Source organism: Pseudomonas pseudonitroreducens (assembly GCF_021603645.1).
GTDB lineage: Bacteria > Pseudomonadota > Gammaproteobacteria > Pseudomonadales > Pseudomonadaceae > Pseudomonas > Pseudomonas pseudonitroreducens.
Genome location: NZ_BQHJ01000007.1, coordinates 369,687 through 386,331, shown reverse-complemented (window position 1 = coordinate 386,331; position 16,645 = coordinate 369,687). Strand labels below are relative to the sequence as shown.

20 protein-coding genes are annotated in these 16,645 nt (G+C 63.3%); 13 read left to right on the top strand and 7 right to left on the bottom strand.

Features of this window, described 5'->3' with window-relative positions; genetic code table 11:
• Window positions 1-144: 144 nt before the first annotated feature.
• From lptB to L6D89_RS19300, 5 genes are read right to left on the bottom strand one after another with little or no spacing between them, the layout of a single operon-like run.
• Entirely contained in the window at window positions 145-870 is a 726-nt protein-coding gene (gene lptB / locus L6D89_RS19320; RefSeq protein WP_236174410.1) for an LPS export ABC transporter ATP-binding protein, read from the bottom strand.
• Complete coding sequence (gene lptA, locus L6D89_RS19315) at window positions 870-1,406, bottom strand: lipopolysaccharide transport periplasmic protein LptA (protein WP_017518148.1); 537 nt, start codon at window positions 1,404-1,406, stop codon at window positions 870-872. The genes lptB and lptA overlap by 1 nt, the downstream gene beginning before the upstream one ends.
• Window positions 1,393-1,965 (bottom strand): LPS export ABC transporter periplasmic protein LptC, encoded by a 573-nt coding sequence (gene lptC / locus L6D89_RS19310; RefSeq protein ID WP_236174411.1) that lies wholly within the window; start codon window positions 1,963-1,965, stop codon window positions 1,393-1,395. The genes lptA and lptC overlap by 14 nt, the downstream gene beginning before the upstream one ends.
• An 8-nt stretch (window positions 1,966-1,973) precedes the next feature.
• Window positions 1,974-2,498, bottom strand: a complete 525-nt coding sequence (locus tag L6D89_RS19305) for a KdsC family phosphatase (protein WP_054906618.1) — start codon at window positions 2,496-2,498, stop codon at window positions 1,974-1,976.
• Entirely contained in the window at window positions 2,499-3,473 is a 975-nt protein-coding gene (locus L6D89_RS19300; RefSeq protein ID WP_236200820.1) for a KpsF/GutQ family sugar-phosphate isomerase, read from the bottom strand.
• A 238-nt stretch (window positions 3,474-3,711) separates the two neighbouring features.
• Here L6D89_RS19300 and L6D89_RS19295 point away from each other — a divergent pair, with 238 nt between their 5' ends.
• The 10 genes from L6D89_RS19295 to hisC all read left to right on the top strand — a co-directional run bounded on the left by L6D89_RS19295 (window position 3,712) and on the right by hisC (window position 11,546).
• Entirely contained in the window at window positions 3,712-4,521 is an 810-nt protein-coding gene (locus L6D89_RS19295) for an ATP-binding cassette domain-containing protein (RefSeq protein ID WP_088421221.1), read from the top strand.
• Window positions 4,521-5,318 carry a lipid asymmetry maintenance ABC transporter permease subunit MlaE gene (gene mlaE / locus L6D89_RS19290; RefSeq protein WP_024766539.1) on the top strand — a complete coding sequence of 266 codons (798 nt, stop codon included), beginning with the start codon at window positions 4,521-4,523 and terminating at the stop codon, window positions 5,316-5,318. Before L6D89_RS19295 ends, mlaE begins: the two co-directional genes overlap by 1 nt.
• Entirely contained in the window at window positions 5,318-5,791 is a 474-nt protein-coding gene (mlaD, locus tag L6D89_RS19285; protein ID WP_045209590.1) for an outer membrane lipid asymmetry maintenance protein MlaD, read from the top strand. Before mlaE ends, mlaD begins: the two co-directional genes overlap by 1 nt.
• Before the next feature lie 11 nt (window positions 5,792-5,802).
• On the top strand, window positions 5,803-6,450 hold the full coding sequence (locus L6D89_RS19280; protein ID WP_236200819.1) for a Tgt2/MlaC family protein: 648 nt from the start codon (window positions 5,803-5,805) through the stop codon (window positions 6,448-6,450).
• A complete protein-coding gene (locus L6D89_RS19275; RefSeq protein WP_236200818.1) occupies window positions 6,447-6,755 on the top strand; it encodes an STAS domain-containing protein in 309 nt (102 codons plus the stop codon). Before L6D89_RS19280 ends, L6D89_RS19275 begins: the two co-directional genes overlap by 4 nt.
• 110 nt (window positions 6,756-6,865) lie before the next feature.
• Complete coding sequence (locus L6D89_RS19270; protein WP_017518139.1) at window positions 6,866-7,105, top strand: BolA family protein; 240 nt, start codon at window positions 6,866-6,868, stop codon at window positions 7,103-7,105.
• 19 nt (window positions 7,106-7,124) lie between these two features.
• Window positions 7,125-8,393, top strand: coding sequence for a UDP-N-acetylglucosamine 1-carboxyvinyltransferase (murA, locus tag L6D89_RS19265; protein WP_236200817.1), 1,269 nt, complete (start codon window positions 7,125-7,127; stop codon window positions 8,391-8,393).
• A gap of 14 nt (window positions 8,394-8,407) precedes the next feature.
• Entirely contained in the window at window positions 8,408-9,043 is a 636-nt protein-coding gene (hisG, locus tag L6D89_RS19260) for an ATP phosphoribosyltransferase (RefSeq protein WP_017518137.1), read from the top strand.
• 124 nt (window positions 9,044-9,167) lie between these two features.
• Window positions 9,168-10,487 (top strand): histidinol dehydrogenase, encoded by a 1,320-nt coding sequence (gene hisD, locus L6D89_RS19255; protein WP_236200816.1) that lies wholly within the window; start codon window positions 9,168-9,170, stop codon window positions 10,485-10,487.
• A gap of 3 nt (window positions 10,488-10,490) precedes the next feature.
• Window positions 10,491-11,546 (top strand): histidinol-phosphate transaminase, encoded by a 1,056-nt coding sequence (gene hisC / locus L6D89_RS19250; protein ID WP_236200815.1) that lies wholly within the window; start codon window positions 10,491-10,493, stop codon window positions 11,544-11,546.
• 59 nt (window positions 11,547-11,605) lie between these two features.
• On the opposite strand, the gene algW is transcribed toward hisC, so the two are convergent.
• Entirely contained in the window at window positions 11,606-12,754 is a 1,149-nt protein-coding gene (gene algW, locus L6D89_RS19245; RefSeq protein WP_138521262.1) for a Do family serine endopeptidase AlgW, read from the bottom strand.
• 113 nt (window positions 12,755-12,867) lie between these two features.
• Here algW and L6D89_RS19240 point away from each other — a divergent pair, with 113 nt between their 5' ends.
• On the top strand, window positions 12,868-13,626 hold the full coding sequence (locus tag L6D89_RS19240) for a Nif3-like dinuclear metal center hexameric protein (protein ID WP_236200814.1): 759 nt from the start codon (window positions 12,868-12,870) through the stop codon (window positions 13,624-13,626).
• A 228-nt stretch (window positions 13,627-13,854) separates the two neighbouring features.
• Here the strand turns inward: L6D89_RS19240 and mltB are convergent, their stop codons facing one another.
• On the bottom strand, window positions 13,855-14,952 hold the full coding sequence (gene mltB, locus L6D89_RS19235; RefSeq protein ID WP_236200813.1) for a lytic murein transglycosylase B: 1,098 nt from the start codon (window positions 14,950-14,952) through the stop codon (window positions 13,855-13,857).
• A gap of 335 nt (window positions 14,953-15,287) precedes the next feature.
• Between mltB and cysD the strand changes: the two genes are divergently transcribed.
• The gene (cysD, locus tag L6D89_RS19230; RefSeq protein WP_236174420.1) at window positions 15,288-16,205 is read left to right on the top strand and encodes a sulfate adenylyltransferase subunit CysD; all 918 of its coding nucleotides are present in this window, start codon (window positions 15,288-15,290) and stop codon (window positions 16,203-16,205) included.
• A 61-nt stretch (window positions 16,206-16,266) separates the two neighbouring features.
• Window positions 16,267-16,608: a four helix bundle protein gene (locus L6D89_RS19225; RefSeq protein ID WP_236174421.1), complete on the top strand. Its 342-nt coding sequence runs from the start codon at window positions 16,267-16,269 to the stop codon at window positions 16,606-16,608.
• Window positions 16,609-16,645: the final 37 nt, after the last annotated feature.

Genomic DNA, 16,645 nt, shown 5'->3' with positions numbered 1-16,645 from the left:
CTAGGGCCTGTCGACCTTTCGTTACAACCCGGTTGCGCCGGGCTGGTCCGGGCAGCCGGATACGGCGCGGAACGGCCGTCGAGCCGCACCACGCGCAGGGAGAATATGGGGCTGCCGCGCCCCGGTTGGTCGCGGCGAAGGGCTTTAGAGTCGGAACTCGTGGCCCAGGTAGACTTCCTTCACCAGATCGTTGGCGAGGATGCTCTCGGCGCTGCCTTCGGCGATCAGCTGACCGTCGTTGACGATGTATGCCGTTTCGCAGATGTCCAGGGTCTCGCGGACGTTGTGGTCGGTGATCAGTACGCCGATGCCCTTGGCCTTGAGGTGATGGATGATCTGCTTGATGTCGCCCACGGAGATCGGGTCGACGCCGGCGAAGGGTTCGTCCAGCAGGATGAATTTCGGCGAACTGGCCAGTGCGCGGGCGATTTCCACGCGGCGGCGCTCACCGCCGGACAGACTCATGCCGAGGTTGTCGCGGATGTGGTGGATATGGAACTCCTCAAGCAGGCCTTCCAGGGCTTCCTGGCGGCCGGCGCGGTCGAGGTCGGCGCGGGTTTCGAGGATCGCACCGATGTTGTCCGCCACTGACAGCTTGCGGAAGATCGAGGCTTCCTGCGGCAGGTAGCCGATGCCGGCGCGCGCACGGCCGTGCATGGGCAGGTGAGTGACGTCCTGCTCGTCGATGCGCACGACACCCTGATCGGCGCGGACCAGGCCGACGATCATGTAGAAGCAGGTGGTCTTGCCCGCTCCGTTGGGGCCGAGCAGGCCGACGATCTGCCCGCTTTCGATGCTCATGCTGACATCGCGGACGACTTGCCGGCTCTTGTAGCTCTTGGCGAGGTGCTGGGCGGTTAGCGTAGCCATTACTGCGCTTGATCCTGCTTTTTCTTGGGCTGGATGACCATGTCGATACGCGGGCGCGGTGTGGTCACCTGGGAGCCGGTGGCGCGGCCTGCGTTGACGATCTGGCGCTGGGTGTCATAGACGATCTTCTCGCCTTCGAAGGTGTTGCCTTCCTGGATGACCTTGGCCTGGTCGATCAGCACGACCCGGTTCTGCGAGACGAAGTACTGGATCGTCAGGCCGTAGGCCTGGGTGATCTGCTTGTCCGGCGCCGGCTTCTGCTCGAAGTAGGCGGGCTTGCCGACCGAGGTGACGACTTCGATTTCGCCGTCCTTGTTCTGCTTGAGCGTAACGGTATTGCCAGTCAGCTTCATGCTGCCCTGGGTTACCACCACGTCGCCGCGATACACGGCCACGCCCTGCTTGTCATCCAGTTCGGCGCTGTCGGCCTGAACGCGGATCGGCTGTTCCCGGTCGGTGGGAAGAGCCCAGGCGGCAGAGCTGCCGATGGCGGCGGCGAGGCTGAAGAGAAGGGGGAGGGTGTTAACGAGCCTCATGCTGACCTCTTACGTTGGACAGCAGGAGCATCCGGCTGTCTTTCAGATACGCTTTCATGCCAACTGCCGTGGTCACACCGTTGGGTTCGGTGATCTTCACGGGCTGGTCAGTCTGCGCATAGTCCTTGTCTGGGAACACCGTCATGCGCGAGGTGTTGAGCAGGAGCGTGCGTTGCTGCGCGTCAGTGCGCGAAACGCGCACGTCGTCGATCAGCTCGACCTGCTTGCCTTCGGGGGCCACTTCGGCGCGAACGCTCTGGACATGCCACGGCTGAGGCTCGTTCTCCCGGTGGAAGAAGAGGTCGGGCGTGGTGACCAGAGTCACGTCGGTTGCTTTCAGGTGTTCGAGTTTGTCGGCGGTCATCTCGTAGGCGAGGGAACCGTCGACGCGGTATTGAATGCTCTTGGCATTCACCACGTAGAAGTCGACAGCGTCGCTGGTCTGCGACTTGAGTTGCCGCTCGTTGAAGTCCAGGCGCACGTTCCAGTAATAGCCGAGGGCGATCAGCAGGATGGCGATCAGGGCGAGCAACAGCTTCTGTTGGAGTGTCTTGGGCATGTTCGGCTCTAGAGGTACGCGTTCTGGGCAGCTTCGAGGTTGCCCTGGGCGCGCAGGATCAGTTCGCAGAACTCGCGGGCGGCGCCTTCACCGCCACGGGCCTGGGTTACGCCGTCGGCATGCTGGCGCACGAAGGCGTCGCCGCTGGCGACTGCCATGCCCAGACCGGCGCGGCGGATGGCCGGCAGATCGGGCAGATCGTCGCCCAGATACGCGACTTCTTCATAGCCTAGACCCAGTTCGGCGAGCAACTCGTCGAGGGCGACCAGCTTGTCTTCGCGGCCCTGGAACAGATGATTGATACCCAGGTTCTTCGCTCGGCGCTCGACCACCGGGCTCGAGCGGCCGGTAATGATTGCCGTGCGCACGCCGGAATTCATCAGCATCTTGATGCCCTGGCCGTCCAGGGTATTGAAGGTCTTGAACTCGCCACCGTCGGGCAGGAAGTAGAGTTTGCCGTCGGTGAGCACGCCATCGACGTCGAACACCGCCAGGCGGACCGCTTTCGCGCGTTGCAGCAGGTCGGCAGTCATTCAGATGACTCCTGCGCGGGTCAGGTCGTGGACGTGCAGTACGCCGACCGGATGATCCTTGTCGTCGACCACCACCAGAACGTTGATCTTGTGGTCGTCCATGATCTTCAGGGCTTCGGCGGCGAGCATGTCCGGGCGGGCGGTCTTGCCGTGCACGGTCATCACCTGGTCGATGGTCACCTGGCGCACGTCCAGGCCCTTGTCCAGGGTGCGGCGCAGGTCGCCGTCGGTGAACACGCCGGCGAGCTTGCCGTCTTCGCCGAGGATGACGGTCATGCCCAGGCCCTTGCGGGTCATTTCCAGCAGGGCGCCGCTGAGCGAAGTGCCGGGGGAAACCTGCGGCAATGCTTCACCCACGTGCATGATGTTTTCCACTTTCAGCAACAATCGACGGCCCAGTGCGCCGCCCGGATGCGAGAAAGCGAAGTCCTCCGCGGTGAAGCCGCGGGCTTCCAGCAGGGCGATGGCAAGTGCGTCGCCGATCACCAGGGAAACCGTGGTGGAGGAGGTGGGGGCCAGGTTCAGCGAGCAGGCTTCGTGCTCGACGCTGGCATCCAGGTTGACCGCGGCGGCCTTGGCCAGCGGCGACTCGGCATTGCCGGTCATGCTGACCAGGGTGATGCCCAGGCGCTTGATCAGTGGCAGCAGGGTGACGATTTCAGCGGTGGAGCCGGAGTTGGACAGGGCCAGGACGACGTCGTCCTTGGTGATCATGCCCATATCGCCGTGGCTGGCCTCGGCCGGGTGCACGAAAAAGGACGGCGTACCGGTGCTGGCCAGGGTGGCAGCGATCTTGCGGGCGATGTGCCCGGACTTGCCCATGCCGACCACGACGACGCGGCCCCTGCAGTTCAGCAGCAGCTCGCAGGCCAGGGAGAAATCGTCGCCAATGCGCGGCAGCAAAGCGTCGACCGAGTCACGCTCGAGGCGGATGGTACGTTGTGCCGACTGGATGAAATCGTGTTTCTGGCTCATGTTCGAAAGGCGCGGGGCAAAATGAAGTGCGAGATTATAACGGGAAAGCGACAAAGGCTTCATCACTGGCATCTCAATGTTGAGTGCATTTTGCTGAACTGTGCCTTAACGGCGGCTTAGCAGCCCTTGGGGCGCGGCTTCGCGCGGTGTTATAGTTCGCGGCCGTTCGGCCTGCCGCGCCGTGTTTCTGCCATGTGACAGACGGGGCAACGGACAGCGCCGTGATGAAAGGAGTTCTATGAGCACCAATGACCAATACGCGGTCGAGTTGAAGGGCCTGAGCTTCAAGCGTGGCACGCGTAAGATTTTCGATAACGTGGACATCCGCATTCCACGCGGCAAGGTCACCGGGATCATGGGGCCGTCGGGGTGTGGCAAGACCACTCTGCTGCGACTGATCGCCGCCCAGCTGCGTCCGGCGAGCGGCGAGGTGTGGGTCAACGGCCAGAACCTCCCGACGCTCGGGCGCAGCGACCTGTTCGACATGCGCAAGCAGTTCGGCGTGCTGTTCCAGAGCGGCGCGCTGTTCACCGACCTCGATGTCTTCGAGAACGTGGCCTTCCCGCTGCGCGTGCACACCGAGCTGCCCGAGGAGATGATCCGCGACATCGTCCTGATGAAGTTGCAGGCCGTGGGCCTGCGCGGAGCGGTGGAGCTGATGCCGGACGAGCTGTCCGGCGGCATGAAGCGCCGCGTGGCGCTGGCCCGCGCGATCGCGCTGGACCCGCAGATCCTGATGTACGACGAGCCCTTCGTGGGCCAGGACCCGATCGCCATGGGCGTGTTGGTGCGCCTGATCCGCCTGCTCAACGATGCGCTGGGCATCACCTCCATCGTGGTGTCCCACGACCTGGCGGAAACCGCCAGCATCGCCGACTACATCTATATCGTCGGGGACGGCCGGGTGCTTGGCCACGGAACGCCGGCCGACCTGCAGGGTCTTGATGATCCGCGGGTACGCCAGTTCATGAAGGGCATCCCGGATGGTCCGGTGCCGTTCCATTACCCTGCTCGCGATTACCGCGCCGACCTGCTGGGAGAACGTTGATGCGCAAGACTTCATCGCTCGAGCGAGTGCGCCTGCTCGGGCGCGCGGGCCTCGATGTCCTCGAGTCGCTCGGCCGTTCGAGCCTGTTCCTGGTGCATGCCATCTTCGGCCGCCGGGTGCACAGTGGTGCCTTCCAGTTGCTGGTCAAGCAGCTGTATTCGGTAGGTGTGCTGTCCCTGGCGATCATCGTCGTCTCCGGCCTGTTCATCGGCATGGTGCTGGCCCTGCAGGGCTACAACATCCTGGCGAGCTACGGTTCCGAGCAGGCGGTCGGGCAGATGGTTGCGCTGACCCTGTTGCGTGAGCTGGGTCCGGTAGTGACCGGGCTGCTGTTCGCAGGGCGTGCCGGGTCCGCGCTGACTGCCGAGATCGGCAACATGAAATCCACCGAGCAACTGTCCAGCCTGGAGATGATCGGCGTCGATCCGCTGAAGTACATCATTGCTCCGCGCCTGTGGGCCGGCTTCATCTCGATGCCGCTGCTGGCGGCGATCTTCAGTGTCGTCGGCATCTGGGGCGGTGCCCTGGTCGCTGTGGACTGGCTGGGTGTCTACGATGGTTCGTATTGGTCGAACATGCAGAACAGCGTGCAGTTCACCAAGGACATCCTCAATGGCGTGATCAAGAGTGTGGTGTTCGCCTTCGTCGTGACCTGGATCGCCGTGTTCCAGGGCTATGACTGCGAGCCCACCTCCGAAGGAATCAGCCGCGCCACCACCCGTACCGTTGTGTATGCCTCCCTGGCCGTGCTGGGGTTGGACTTCATCCTGACCGCCTTGATGTTTGGAGACTTCTGATGCAAACCCGCACCCTGGAAATCGGTGTAGGCCTGTTCATTCTGGCCGGCCTGCTGGCCCTGCTGCTGCTGGCCCTGCGTGTCAGCGGACTGACCATCGGCAATTCGGGCGATACCTACAAGCTGTATGCCTACTTCGACAACATCGCCGGCGTGACCGTGCGCGGCAAGGTCACCATGGCAGGCGTCACAATCGGCAAGGTCACTGCGGTGGACCTGGACCATGACAGCTATCGTGGTCGTGTGACCATGGAGATCAATCGCCAGGTCAACAACCTCCCGGACGACTCCACCGCCTCCATCCTGACTGCCGGCCTGCTGGGAGAGAAGTACATCGGTATCAGCGTCGGTGGCGACGAAGAGCTGCTGAAGGAAGGCGATACCATCAAGGACACCCAGTCGGCACTCGTGCTGGAAGACCTGATCGGCAAGTTCCTGCTGAATTCGGTCAACAAAGACGACTCGAAGAAATGAGGACTCATTCCATGTTGAAAACCTTGCGCCGTGGCTTCCTGGTACTGCTCGCGATCCTGCCGCTGTTCGCCCAGGCCGAGCAGACCGCTCAGCAGGTCGTGCAGCAGACCGTGGACAGCCTGCTGACGGACCTGAAAACCAACAAGGCCAGCTACAAGGCCAATCCCCAGGCGTTCTACGACACCCTGAACCGCATTCTCGGCCCGGTCGTGGACTCCGAGGGCATCGCCAAGGGCGTGATGACCGTCAAGTACTCCCGCCAGGCGACGCCGGAGCAGGTCAAGCGCTTCGAGGAAACCTTCAAGAACAGCCTGTTCCAGTTCTACGGCAACGCACTGCTGGAATATGACAACCAGGACATCCGCGTGCTGAACACCGGCAAGCAGGACCAGGATCGCGCTTCGGTGAACATGGAAGTGGTGGGCGGCAACGGTGCCGTCTATCCGGTGCAGTACACCATGGTCAACCAGGCCGGCACCTGGCGCCTGCGCAACGTGATCATCAACGGCATCAACATCGGCAAGCTGTTCCGTGACCAGTTCGCCGATTCCATGCGGAAGAACCGCAACGACCTGGAAGCCACCATCGCCGGTTGGGGACAGGTGGTCGCCAAGGCCAAGGACGCTGCCAAGGGGCAGCCGGAAGGCGGCGCGGAATGAGCCAGGGCAGTATCACGGAGCGTAGCGAGGGCGAACTGGCCCTCGCTGGCGTGCTGGACTACAGCACCGGTCCCGCGCTGCGTCAGCAGGGTGCCCGGCTGATCGCTGCCAGCAAGGCTGGCGCACTGCGTCTGGATTGCTCGGCGGTGGAACGCTCCAGCAGCGTCGGATTGTCGCTGTTGCTGTCCTACACCCGTGATGCACGCAAGGCCGGCAAATCGCTGCAGATATCCGGTCTGCCCAAGGACATGCAGGAAATCGCCAAGGTCGGCGAGCTTCTCGAGATCCTGCCGTTACAGCATTGAAACAGTGAGAAGGCCCTCCGTCCGCGACTTCCCCTGCCGGGGTTCGCAGGCGGGGGGCTTTTTTGTATCATGGCCGACCCGCGCGCGTAGGGCGCCGAACGAGGTTGAGCATGCAGGCCGTAGAAGTCAAAAACTTCCTGGAATCGAAACTCCCAGGTACCCAGATTGAAGTGGAAGGCGAAGGCTGCAATTTCCAGCTGAACCTGATCAGCGACGAGCTCGCCGGCCTGAGCCCGGTCAAGCGCCAGCAGCAGATCTATGCCCACCTGAACGAGTGGATCGCCTCGGGCGCCATCCACGCCGTCACCATGAAATTCTTCAGCCGCGCCGCCTGGGCCGAGCGTTCCTGAGCCCACGGGGAAAATAGCAATGGATAAACTGATTATTACCGGCGGAATTCGTCTCGATGGCGAGATCCGCATCTCCGGCGCGAAGAACTCCGCGCTGCCGATTCTCGCGGCAACCCTGCTGGCGGACACCCCGGTGACCGTCTGCAACCTGCCGCACCTGCACGACATCACCACCATGATCGAGCTGTTCGGTCGTATGGGCGTGCAGCCGATCATCGACGAGAAACTCAACGTCGAAGTCGACGCCAGCACCATCAAGACCCTGGTGGCGCCCTACGAGCTGGTGAAGACCATGCGCGCGTCGATCCTGGTGCTCGGCCCGATGGTTGCCCGCTTCGGTGAAGCCGAAGTCGCGCTGCCCGGCGGCTGCGCCATCGGTTCGCGTCCGGTGGACCTGCACATCCGCGGCCTCGAAGCCATGGGCGCGCAGATCACCGTCGAAGGCGGCTACATCAAGGCCAAGGCTCCGGCCGGTGGTCTGCGTGGCGCGCACTTCTTCTTCGACACCGTGTCCGTGACCGGTACCGAGAACATCATGATGGCCGCTGCACTGGCCAATGGCCGCTCCGTGCTGGAAAACGCCGCACGCGAGCCCGAGGTCGTCGACCTGGCCAACTTCATCAACGCCATGGGCGGTGACGTGCAGGGCGCCGGTACCGACACCATCATCATCAACGGTGTAAAAAGCCTGGGTGGCGGTGCCAAGTACAACGTCATGCCCGACCGCATCGAGACCGGCACCTACCTGGCCGCCGCCGCGGCTACTGGTGGCCGCGTCAAGCTCAAGGATACCGATCCGACCATCCTCGAAGCGGTGCTCGCCAAGCTGGTCGAAGCCGGCGCGCATATCACCACCGGCAGCAACTGGATCGAGCTGGACATGAAGGGCAACCGGCCGAAGGCGGTGAACATCCGCACTGCGCCGTACCCGGCATTCCCTACCGACATGCAGGCCCAGTTCATCTCCCTGAACGCCATTGCCGAAGGTACCGGCGCGGTCATCGAGACCGTGTTCGAGAACCGCTTCATGCATGTCTATGAAATGAACCGCATGGGCGCGCAGATCCTCGTCGAAGGCAATACCGCCATCGTCACCGGCGTTCCGCAGCTCAAGGGCGCACCGGTCATGGCGACCGACCTGCGTGCTTCCGCCAGCCTGGTGATCGCCGCCCTCGTGGCCGAAGGCGACACCATGATCGACCGCATCTACCACATCGACCGTGGTTACGAGTGCATCGAAGAGAAACTGCAACTGCTCGGGGCGAAGATTCGCCGCGTGCCGGGCTAAGGCAGAATCAGACAATGCTGACGATTGCCCTGTCCAAGGGCCGTATCCTCGACGACACCCTGCCGCTGCTCGCAGCGGCGGGCATCGTGCCGACCGAGAATCCGGACAAGAGCCGCAAGCTGATCATCCCCACTACGCTCGATGACGTGCGCCTGCTGATCGTGCGCGCCACCGACGTGCCGACCTATGTCGAACACGGCGCTGCCGACCTTGGCGTCGCGGGCAAGGACGTACTCATGGAGTACGGTGGCCAGGGCCTGTACGAGCCGCTGGACCTGAAGATCGCCAACTGCAAGCTGATGACCGCCGGTGCGGTCGGCGCGCCGGAGCCCAAGGGACGCCTGCGCGTGGCCACCAAGTTCGTCAATGTCGCCAAGCGCTACTACGCCGAACAGGGTCGTCAGGTCGACGTGATCAAGCTGTACGGCTCCATGGAGCTGGCACCGCTGGTCGGCCTTGCCGACAAGATCATCGACGTGGTCGACACCGGCAACACCCTGCGCGCCAACGGCCTGGAACCCCAGGAACTGATCGCGCACATCAGCTCGCGCCTGGTGGTGAACAAGGCCTCGATGAAGATGCAGCACGCGCGCATCCAGGCGCTGATCGACACCCTGCGCGAAGCAGTGGAGTCTCGACACCGGGCGTAATCCTTAGCGCGGCCCTCCCGCCGCGCCCGCCTATCCGTGTCATAGCCAAATTTTCTCGGGTGCCCGCACGGAAGGCTTGATAGTCTTGCGGCGCCCGAGATCATGCCAATTAAAGAGGCCAGCTATGACCGCACCCTTCGCTATCCGTCGACTCAACGCCGCCGATCCGGACTTCGCGCGTCATCTGGACCATCTGCTCTCCTGGGAAAGCGTGTCCGATGAGTCCGTGAACCAGCGAGTTCTGGACATCATCGCCGACGTACGCAAGCGCGGTGATGCCGCCGTGGTCGAGTTCACCCAGCGTTTCGATGGCGTCGATGCCAAGACCATGGCCGACCTGATCCTGCCGCGCGAGCGCCTGGAACTGGCCCTGACCCGCATTACCCCGGCCCAGCGCGAGGCGCTGGAGACCGCCGCCGAGCGCGTGCGCAGCTACCACGAGAAACAGAAGCAGGACTCCTGGCGCTACACCGAAGCCGACGGCACCGTCCTCGGTCAGCAGGTCACCCCGCTGGACCGCGCCGGCCTGTACGTACCTGGCGGCAAGGCGTCCTACCCGTCTTCGGTGCTGATGAACGCCATTCCGGCCAAGGTGGCCGGCGTCGCCGAAGTGGTGATGGTAGTGCCGACTCCGCGCGGCGAAATCAATGAAATCGTCCTGGCCGCCGCCTGCATCGCCGGCGTCGACCGTGTCTTCACCATCGGCGGCGCCCAGGCCGTGGCCGCGCTGGCCTACGGCACCGAGAGTGTGCCGCAGGTGGACAAGATCGTCGGGCCGGGCAACATCTATGTCGCCACCGCCAAGCGCCATGTGTTCGGCCAGGTCGGCATCGACATGATCGCCGGTCCGTCGGAAATCCTCGTGGTCTGCGACGGCGGCACCGATCCGGACTGGATTGCCATGGACCTGTTCTCCCAGGCCGAGCACGACGAAGACGCCCAGTCGATCCTGGTCAGCCCGGACGCCGCCTTCCTCGACAAGGTTGCCGCCAGCATCGAGAAACTGCTGCCGACCATGGAGCGTGCCGAGATCATCCGAACTTCGCTGACCAACCGTGGCGCGCTGATCCTCGTCGCCGACCAGGAGCAGGCCTGCCAGGTTGCCAACCGCATCGCCCCGGAACACCTGGAGCTGTCGGTGGCCGACCCGGAAAGCTGGCTGCCGAAGATTCGCCACGCCGGCGCTATCTTCATGGGCCGCTACACCGCCGAAGCGCTGGGCGACTATTGCGCCGGCCCGAACCACGTGCTGCCGACTTCCGGCACCGCGCGATTCTCTTCGCCGCTGGGCGTGTATGACTTCCAGAAGCGCTCCTCGATCATCTTCTGCTCCGCCCCGGGTGCTTCCGAACTGGGCAAGACCGCCTCGATCCTGGCCCGCGGCGAGTCGCTGACCGCCCACGCGCGCAGCGCCGAATTCCGCATTCTGGACAAGGGTGAATAACCGATGAGCAAGTTCTGGAGTCCCTTCGTCAAGGAGCTGGTGCCTTATGTTCCGGGCGAGCAGCCGAAGCTGGCCAAGCTGGTCAAGCTGAACACCAACGAGAACCCCTACGGCCCGTCGCCGAAAGTGGTCGCCGCGATCCAGGCGGAGCTGAACGACACGCTGCGTCTGTATCCCGACCCCAATGCCGACCGCCTGAAGCAGACGATTGCCGAATACCACGGCGTGAAGACCTCTCAGGTGTTCGTCGGCAACGGTTCGGACGAAGTCCTGGCCCACGCGTTCCACGCGCTGTTCCAGCACGGCAAACCGCTGCTGTTCCCCGACGTGACCTACAGCTTCTACCCGGTTTACTGCGGCCTCTACGGCATCGACTTCGAGGCGTTGCCGCTGGACGAGCAGTTCCAGATTCGTGTCGAGGATTACGCGCGCCCGAACGGCGGCATCATCTTCCCCAATCCCAACGCGCCTACCGGTTGCCTGCTGCCGCTCGAAGCCATCGAGCGTTTGCTGCAAGCCAACCCGGACAGCGTGGTGCTGGTGGACGAGGCCTACGTCGACTTCGGTGGCGAGACCGCGATTGCCCTGGTCAATCGCTACCCGAACCTGCTGGTGGCGCAGACTCTGTCCAAGTCGCGCTCGCTGGCTGGCCTGCGGGTGGGCTTCGCGGTGGGGCATGAAGACCTGATCGAGGCGCTGGAGCGGGTGAAGAACAGCTTCAACTCCTATCCGCTGGACCGCCTGGCCCTGGCCGGCGCGGTGGCGTCCTTCGAGGATCAGGCCTACTTCGAGCAGACCTGCAACGCAGTTATCCACAGCCGCGAGAAATTGGTGGCAGAGCTCGAGACCCTGGGCTTCGAGGTACTGCCGTCGGCGGCGAACTTCATCTTTGCCCGCCACCCGCAGCGCGACGGCGCCGAACTGGCCGCTGCACTGCGGGAAGAGGGCGTCATCGTGCGCCACTTCAAACAGCAGCGGATCAACCAGTTCCTGCGCATCAGCATTGGCACCGAAGAGCAGAACCAGGCGCTGCTCGATGCCCTGCGCCTGAAGCTGTAAGGCCGGTCAATTCGGCAAACGAAAACGGCGCCCCAAGGGCGCCGTTTTTCATGGCGAGATCAGTTGGCGTTGGGGGCTGGCGGTGGGCGCAGGCCGACTTCGGCGTTGAGCGTCACCGGCTTGCCGTTGCGCAGCACTTCGATGGTGATCTTCTCGCCCGGCTTGGTGCGCGCCACCTGGTTCATCGAGCGACGACCGTCACTGGCGGCTTCGCCATCGATGTTCAGGATGATGTCGCCCGGCAGCAGGCCCGACTTGGCGGCGGGACCATCGCGGTAGACCCCGGCGACGACGATGCCGGCCTTGTCCTTGAGGTCGAAGGATTCCGCCAGTTCCGGAGTCAGCGGCTGGACTTCGACGCCGAGCCAGCCGCGGATCACCTGACCATGCTCGATGATCGACTGCATGACTTCCAGGGCCAGCTTGGTCGGGATTGCGAAGCCGATGCCCTGGGAGCCACCGGACTTGGAGAAGATCGCCGTGTTGATGCCGATCAGGTTACCGTTGGCGTCCACCAGCGCGCCGCCGGAGTTGCCGGGGTTGATCGCTGCGTCGGTCTGGATGAAGTCTTCGTAGGTGTTCAGGCCCAGCTGGTTGCGGCCGGTGGCGCTGATGATGCCCATGGTGACGGTCTGGCCGACGCCGAACGGGTTGCCGATGGCCAGGCAGACATCACCGGTGCGGATACCGTCGGAGCGGCCGAGCATGATCGAGGGCAGGTCCTTGAGGTCGATCTTCAGCACCGCAAGGTCGGTCTCCGGATCGCTGCCCACCAGGCGAGCGATGGTCTCGCGGCCGTCGCGCAGGGCCACGACAATCTGGTCGGCGCCGGAGGTCACGTGGTTGTTGGTCAGCAGGTAGCCTTCGGGGCTCATGATCACCGCCGAACCCAGGCTCGACTCCATGCGCTTCTGCTGCGGCAGGTTATCGCCGAAGAAGCGTCGGAACAGCGGATCGTCGAGCATCGAGTTGTTTGGCTTGCTGACCATCTTGGTGGTGTAGAGGTTGGCCACCGCGGGCGAAGAGCGGGTCACGGCGTCGGCGTAGCTGACCGGGCCCTGCTGCAGACGGCTGAGCAGCGGAGCTTGTTGCAGGTGCACTTCCTGCTGCGGAAGGCCGACCCATTGCGGGTTATGCTGGATGATCAGCAGCGCCAACAGGACGCCAACCAGCACGGGCCAGCCGAGGAAACGCAGGGCCTTCAGCATCGAAGAAAATCCTTGGGGTTGCTTGGCCGGGGGATGGCCGATAGGGTGGCGGCCATTATACGGGCGGCGAGCCAAGAAAATAGACGCTCGCAGCCGATGTTGGAGGAATTTCGATGGCTATCGCACTGAGTACCCTGGTCGAGGAAGCCGACCGCTTTCTGGACGCCGCGAAGATTCAGGATTACTGCCCCAACGGCCTGCAGGTCGAGGGTCGCCCGCAGGTACGCCGCATCGTTTCCGGTGTCACCGCCAGCCAGGCGCTGCTGGATGCCGCCGTGGAAGCGGATGCCGATGTGGTGCTGGTGCACCACGGCTATTTCTGGAAGGGCGAGGACGCTCGCGTGGTGGGCATGAAACAGCGCCGCCTGAAAACCTTGCTGAACAACGATATCAGTCTGCTGGCCTATCACCTGCCGCTGGACCTGCATCCCGAGGTGGGTAACAACGTGCAACTGGGTCGCCAGCTCGGCTTCGAGATCGAAGGGCCGCTGGAGCCGGGCAATCCGCGCTCCATCGTGCTGGTCGGTTCGCTGGCCGAGCCGATGCTGCCCAGTGATCTGGCCATCCATGTGCGCGACGTGCTGGGTCGCGAGCCGCTGCTGGTGGATGGCGGCCAGCCGATCCGTCGCATCGCCTGGTGCACCGGTGGCGCCCAGGGCTACATCGACCAGGCGATCGCCGCGGGCGTCGATGCCTACCTCACCGGCGAGGTCTCCGAGCAGACCGTGCACAGCGCGCGGGAAAACGGCATCAGCTTCATCGCTGCCGGTCACCACGCGACCGAGCGCTACGGCGTGCAGGCGCTGGGGGATTACCTGGCCAAGCGCTTCGCCATCGAGCACCTGTTCATCGACTGCCCCAATCCCGCCTGATGACGTTCAGGCCAAGCGCCAGGCCGTGCAGGGAGACCTGTAGGAGCGAGCTTGCTCGCGAACCCACCCGGCGCTGAGGCGGCAGGAAACCTCGTTCGCGAGCAAGAACTGGGCGTCCCCCTCGTTCCTGCAAAGAGCCCGCTGCTCGATCACCCTGGCCTGCATCCGAAAACAGAAATGAAAAAGGCCGGCTCTGTGCGCCGGCCTTTGTCGTGGCTGTAAACGTGATTATCGGTAGCCGTGGCGCTGGCGGTCGACCGCCTTGCCCAGCTCCCACACGGCCATGGCGTAGTGCGTGCTGTGGTTGTAGCGGGTAATCACGTAGAAGTTGGGCAGGCCATACCAGTACTGGTAGGTATTGCCCATGTCCAGGCGCAGCAGGCTGGCGCTCTGGTGGTTGCCCAGCGAGCCCTGCGGGCGCAGCCCGGCGGCGGACAGCGCGCTGATCGGATATTGGGTCTTGAAGCCGTCTTCCAGCGAACGTGCCTGGCCCGTGGCAGGGATCGCTACCGCGTCGCCAGTAACCCAGCCGTGCTGCTTGAAGTAGTTGGCCACACTGCCGATGGCGTCGCGCGGGTTCCACAGGTCGCGGTGGCCATCGCCGTCGAAGTCGACTGCGTATTTTGTGAAGGAAGAGGGCATGAATTGCCCATAGCCCATTGCGCCGGCGTAGGAGCCGCGCATCTCCAGCGGGTTGTCGCCTTCCTTGCGCGCCTGGAGGAGGAACTGCTCCAGTTCGCCGCTGAAGAACTCGGCACGGCGCGGGTAGGAGAAGGAGAGGGTGGCCAGTGCGTCGATGATCCGCGTCTTGCCCATCACGCGGCCCCAGCGGGTTTCCACGCCGATGATGCCAACGATGATTTCCGGCGGTACGCCATAGGTACGCGAGGCGCGCTGCAGGTCGGCTTCGTATTCGTTCCAGAACTGCACACCCTTCTGCACGTTGTCCGGGGTGATGAACTTCTTCCGGTAGCGCAACCAGGCGCCGTTCGGGCCACTGGGCGCGGTATAGGTCGGTGCCTGGCGGTCCATCAGGCGGATTACCCAGTCCAGTTCGCGGGTCTGGGCGAACAGGTCCTGCAGGTCCTGGCGGTTGAAGTTGTGCTGGCTCACCATGCGGTCGATGAAGCGTTGGGCGCTGGCATTGCCGGCGAAGTCGCCGCGTAGCGGAGTGATGGGCTGTACCGAGCCGAATGCCGGGTGGGCGTTGGGCGAGATCAGGGTCGGCGCCTTTGGCTTCTGGGCCGGCTGCGGGGGGGGATTCGGATTGCTGCTGCACGCGGAGATGAAGACAAGCAGGGGCAGGGCGAAAGCGATGCGGCGCATGGGAAATCTTCTGGGGCAGGAAAACGTGCCGCTATGCTAGCGCAGTGCTGCGCCGGCACAAGCCGGGAGCGTATCGTAGAAGCGGCTGACTCTGTTGCAGGAAAAGTCCCGAGGAAGTTCCGAGATGGCATTTGAGCCTTTGCTGCGTCTCGTTCGAGCACCTTGGTAGTCACCCTTCAGACGTCGGTGAAAAGCGGTTTTTATACTGAGCGCGTATGGCTATATCAGTATATTTTTTCGGTATAACCCGCCCTCCGGTTAGAGCCTTGCGCTGTGATAGAGTGCGCGCTCGTCTACGGCCCGCCGGCCGTCCATAAGCAATTCCGTGAGTAGCCATGGTCGACAAACTGACGCATCTGAAACAGCTGGAGGCCGAGAGCATCCACATCATCCGCGAGGTCGCCGCCGAGTTCGACAACCCGGTGATGCTGTACTCGATCGGCAAGGACAGCGCGGTGATGCTTCACCTCGCGCGCAAGGCTTTCTTCCCCGGCAAGCTGCCGTTCCCGGTGATGCATGTCGACACCCGCTGGAAATTCCAGGAGATGTACCGCTTCCGCGAGAAGATGGTCAGCGAATACGGCCTGGACCTGATCACCCACATCAACCCCGATGGCGTGGCGCAGGACATCAACCCGTTCACCCACGGCAGCGCCAAGCACACCGACATCATGAAGACCGAAGGCCTCAAGCAGGCCCTCGACAAGTACGGCTTCGACGCCGCCTTCGGTGGTGCCCGCCGCGACGAGGAGAAGTCCCGCGCCAAGGAGCGCGTGTACTCCTTCCGTGACAGCAAGCACCGCTGGGATCCGAAGAACCAGCGCCCGGAGCTGTGGAACGTCTACAACGGCAAGGTGAAGAAGGGCGAGTCGATCCGCGTCTTCCCGCTGTCGAACTGGACCGAGCTGGACATCTGGCAATACATCTACCTGGAACAGATTCCGATCGTGCCGCTGTACTTCGCCGAAGAGCGCGAAGTCATCGAGATGAATGGCGCGCTGATCATGATCGACGACGAGCGCATCCTCGAGCACCTCACGCCCGAGCAGAAGGCCAGCATCCAGAAGAAGATGGTGCGCTTCCGTACCCTGGGCTGCTACCCGCTGACCGGCGCGGTGGAGTCCACCGCGACTTCGCTGCCGGAAATCATCCAGGAAATGCTGCTGACGCGGACTTCCGAACGCCAGGGGCGGGTCATCGACCACGACGCCGCCGGTTCGATGGAAGAAAAGAAACGTCAGGGCTACTTCTGAGAAGCAGCCACAGGCTGCAGGCTTCAAGCTGTAGGCTCCAGGCAAGAGCGGAGTACTACGAATGGATTTCGAACGGCTTGAAGTCTGGCAAAAGGCCAGGACGCTTACTGTAGATGTATATCGCGGCTTCGCAGGATGCCGTGATTACGGTTTCAGGGATCAGATCACTCGTTCGGCCCTCTCTATTCCCAGCAATATCGCCGAGGGAATGGAGAGAGGAAGCGAGAGGGATAAGTGTCGGTTCCTCTGGATTGCGAAGGGTTCTTGTGCGGAACTCAGGACGCAGATTCTGGTAGGTGCTGACATTGGTTATATCACCCCCTCAGACGCTGACCATTGGCTTGAAGAGTCCACTCGGATCTCGCGGATGCTGACCGGCTTGATTAGCCGGATGTCAGAGTAATTTTATGGTGCGCAAGCCTGCTGCCTGCAGCTTGCGG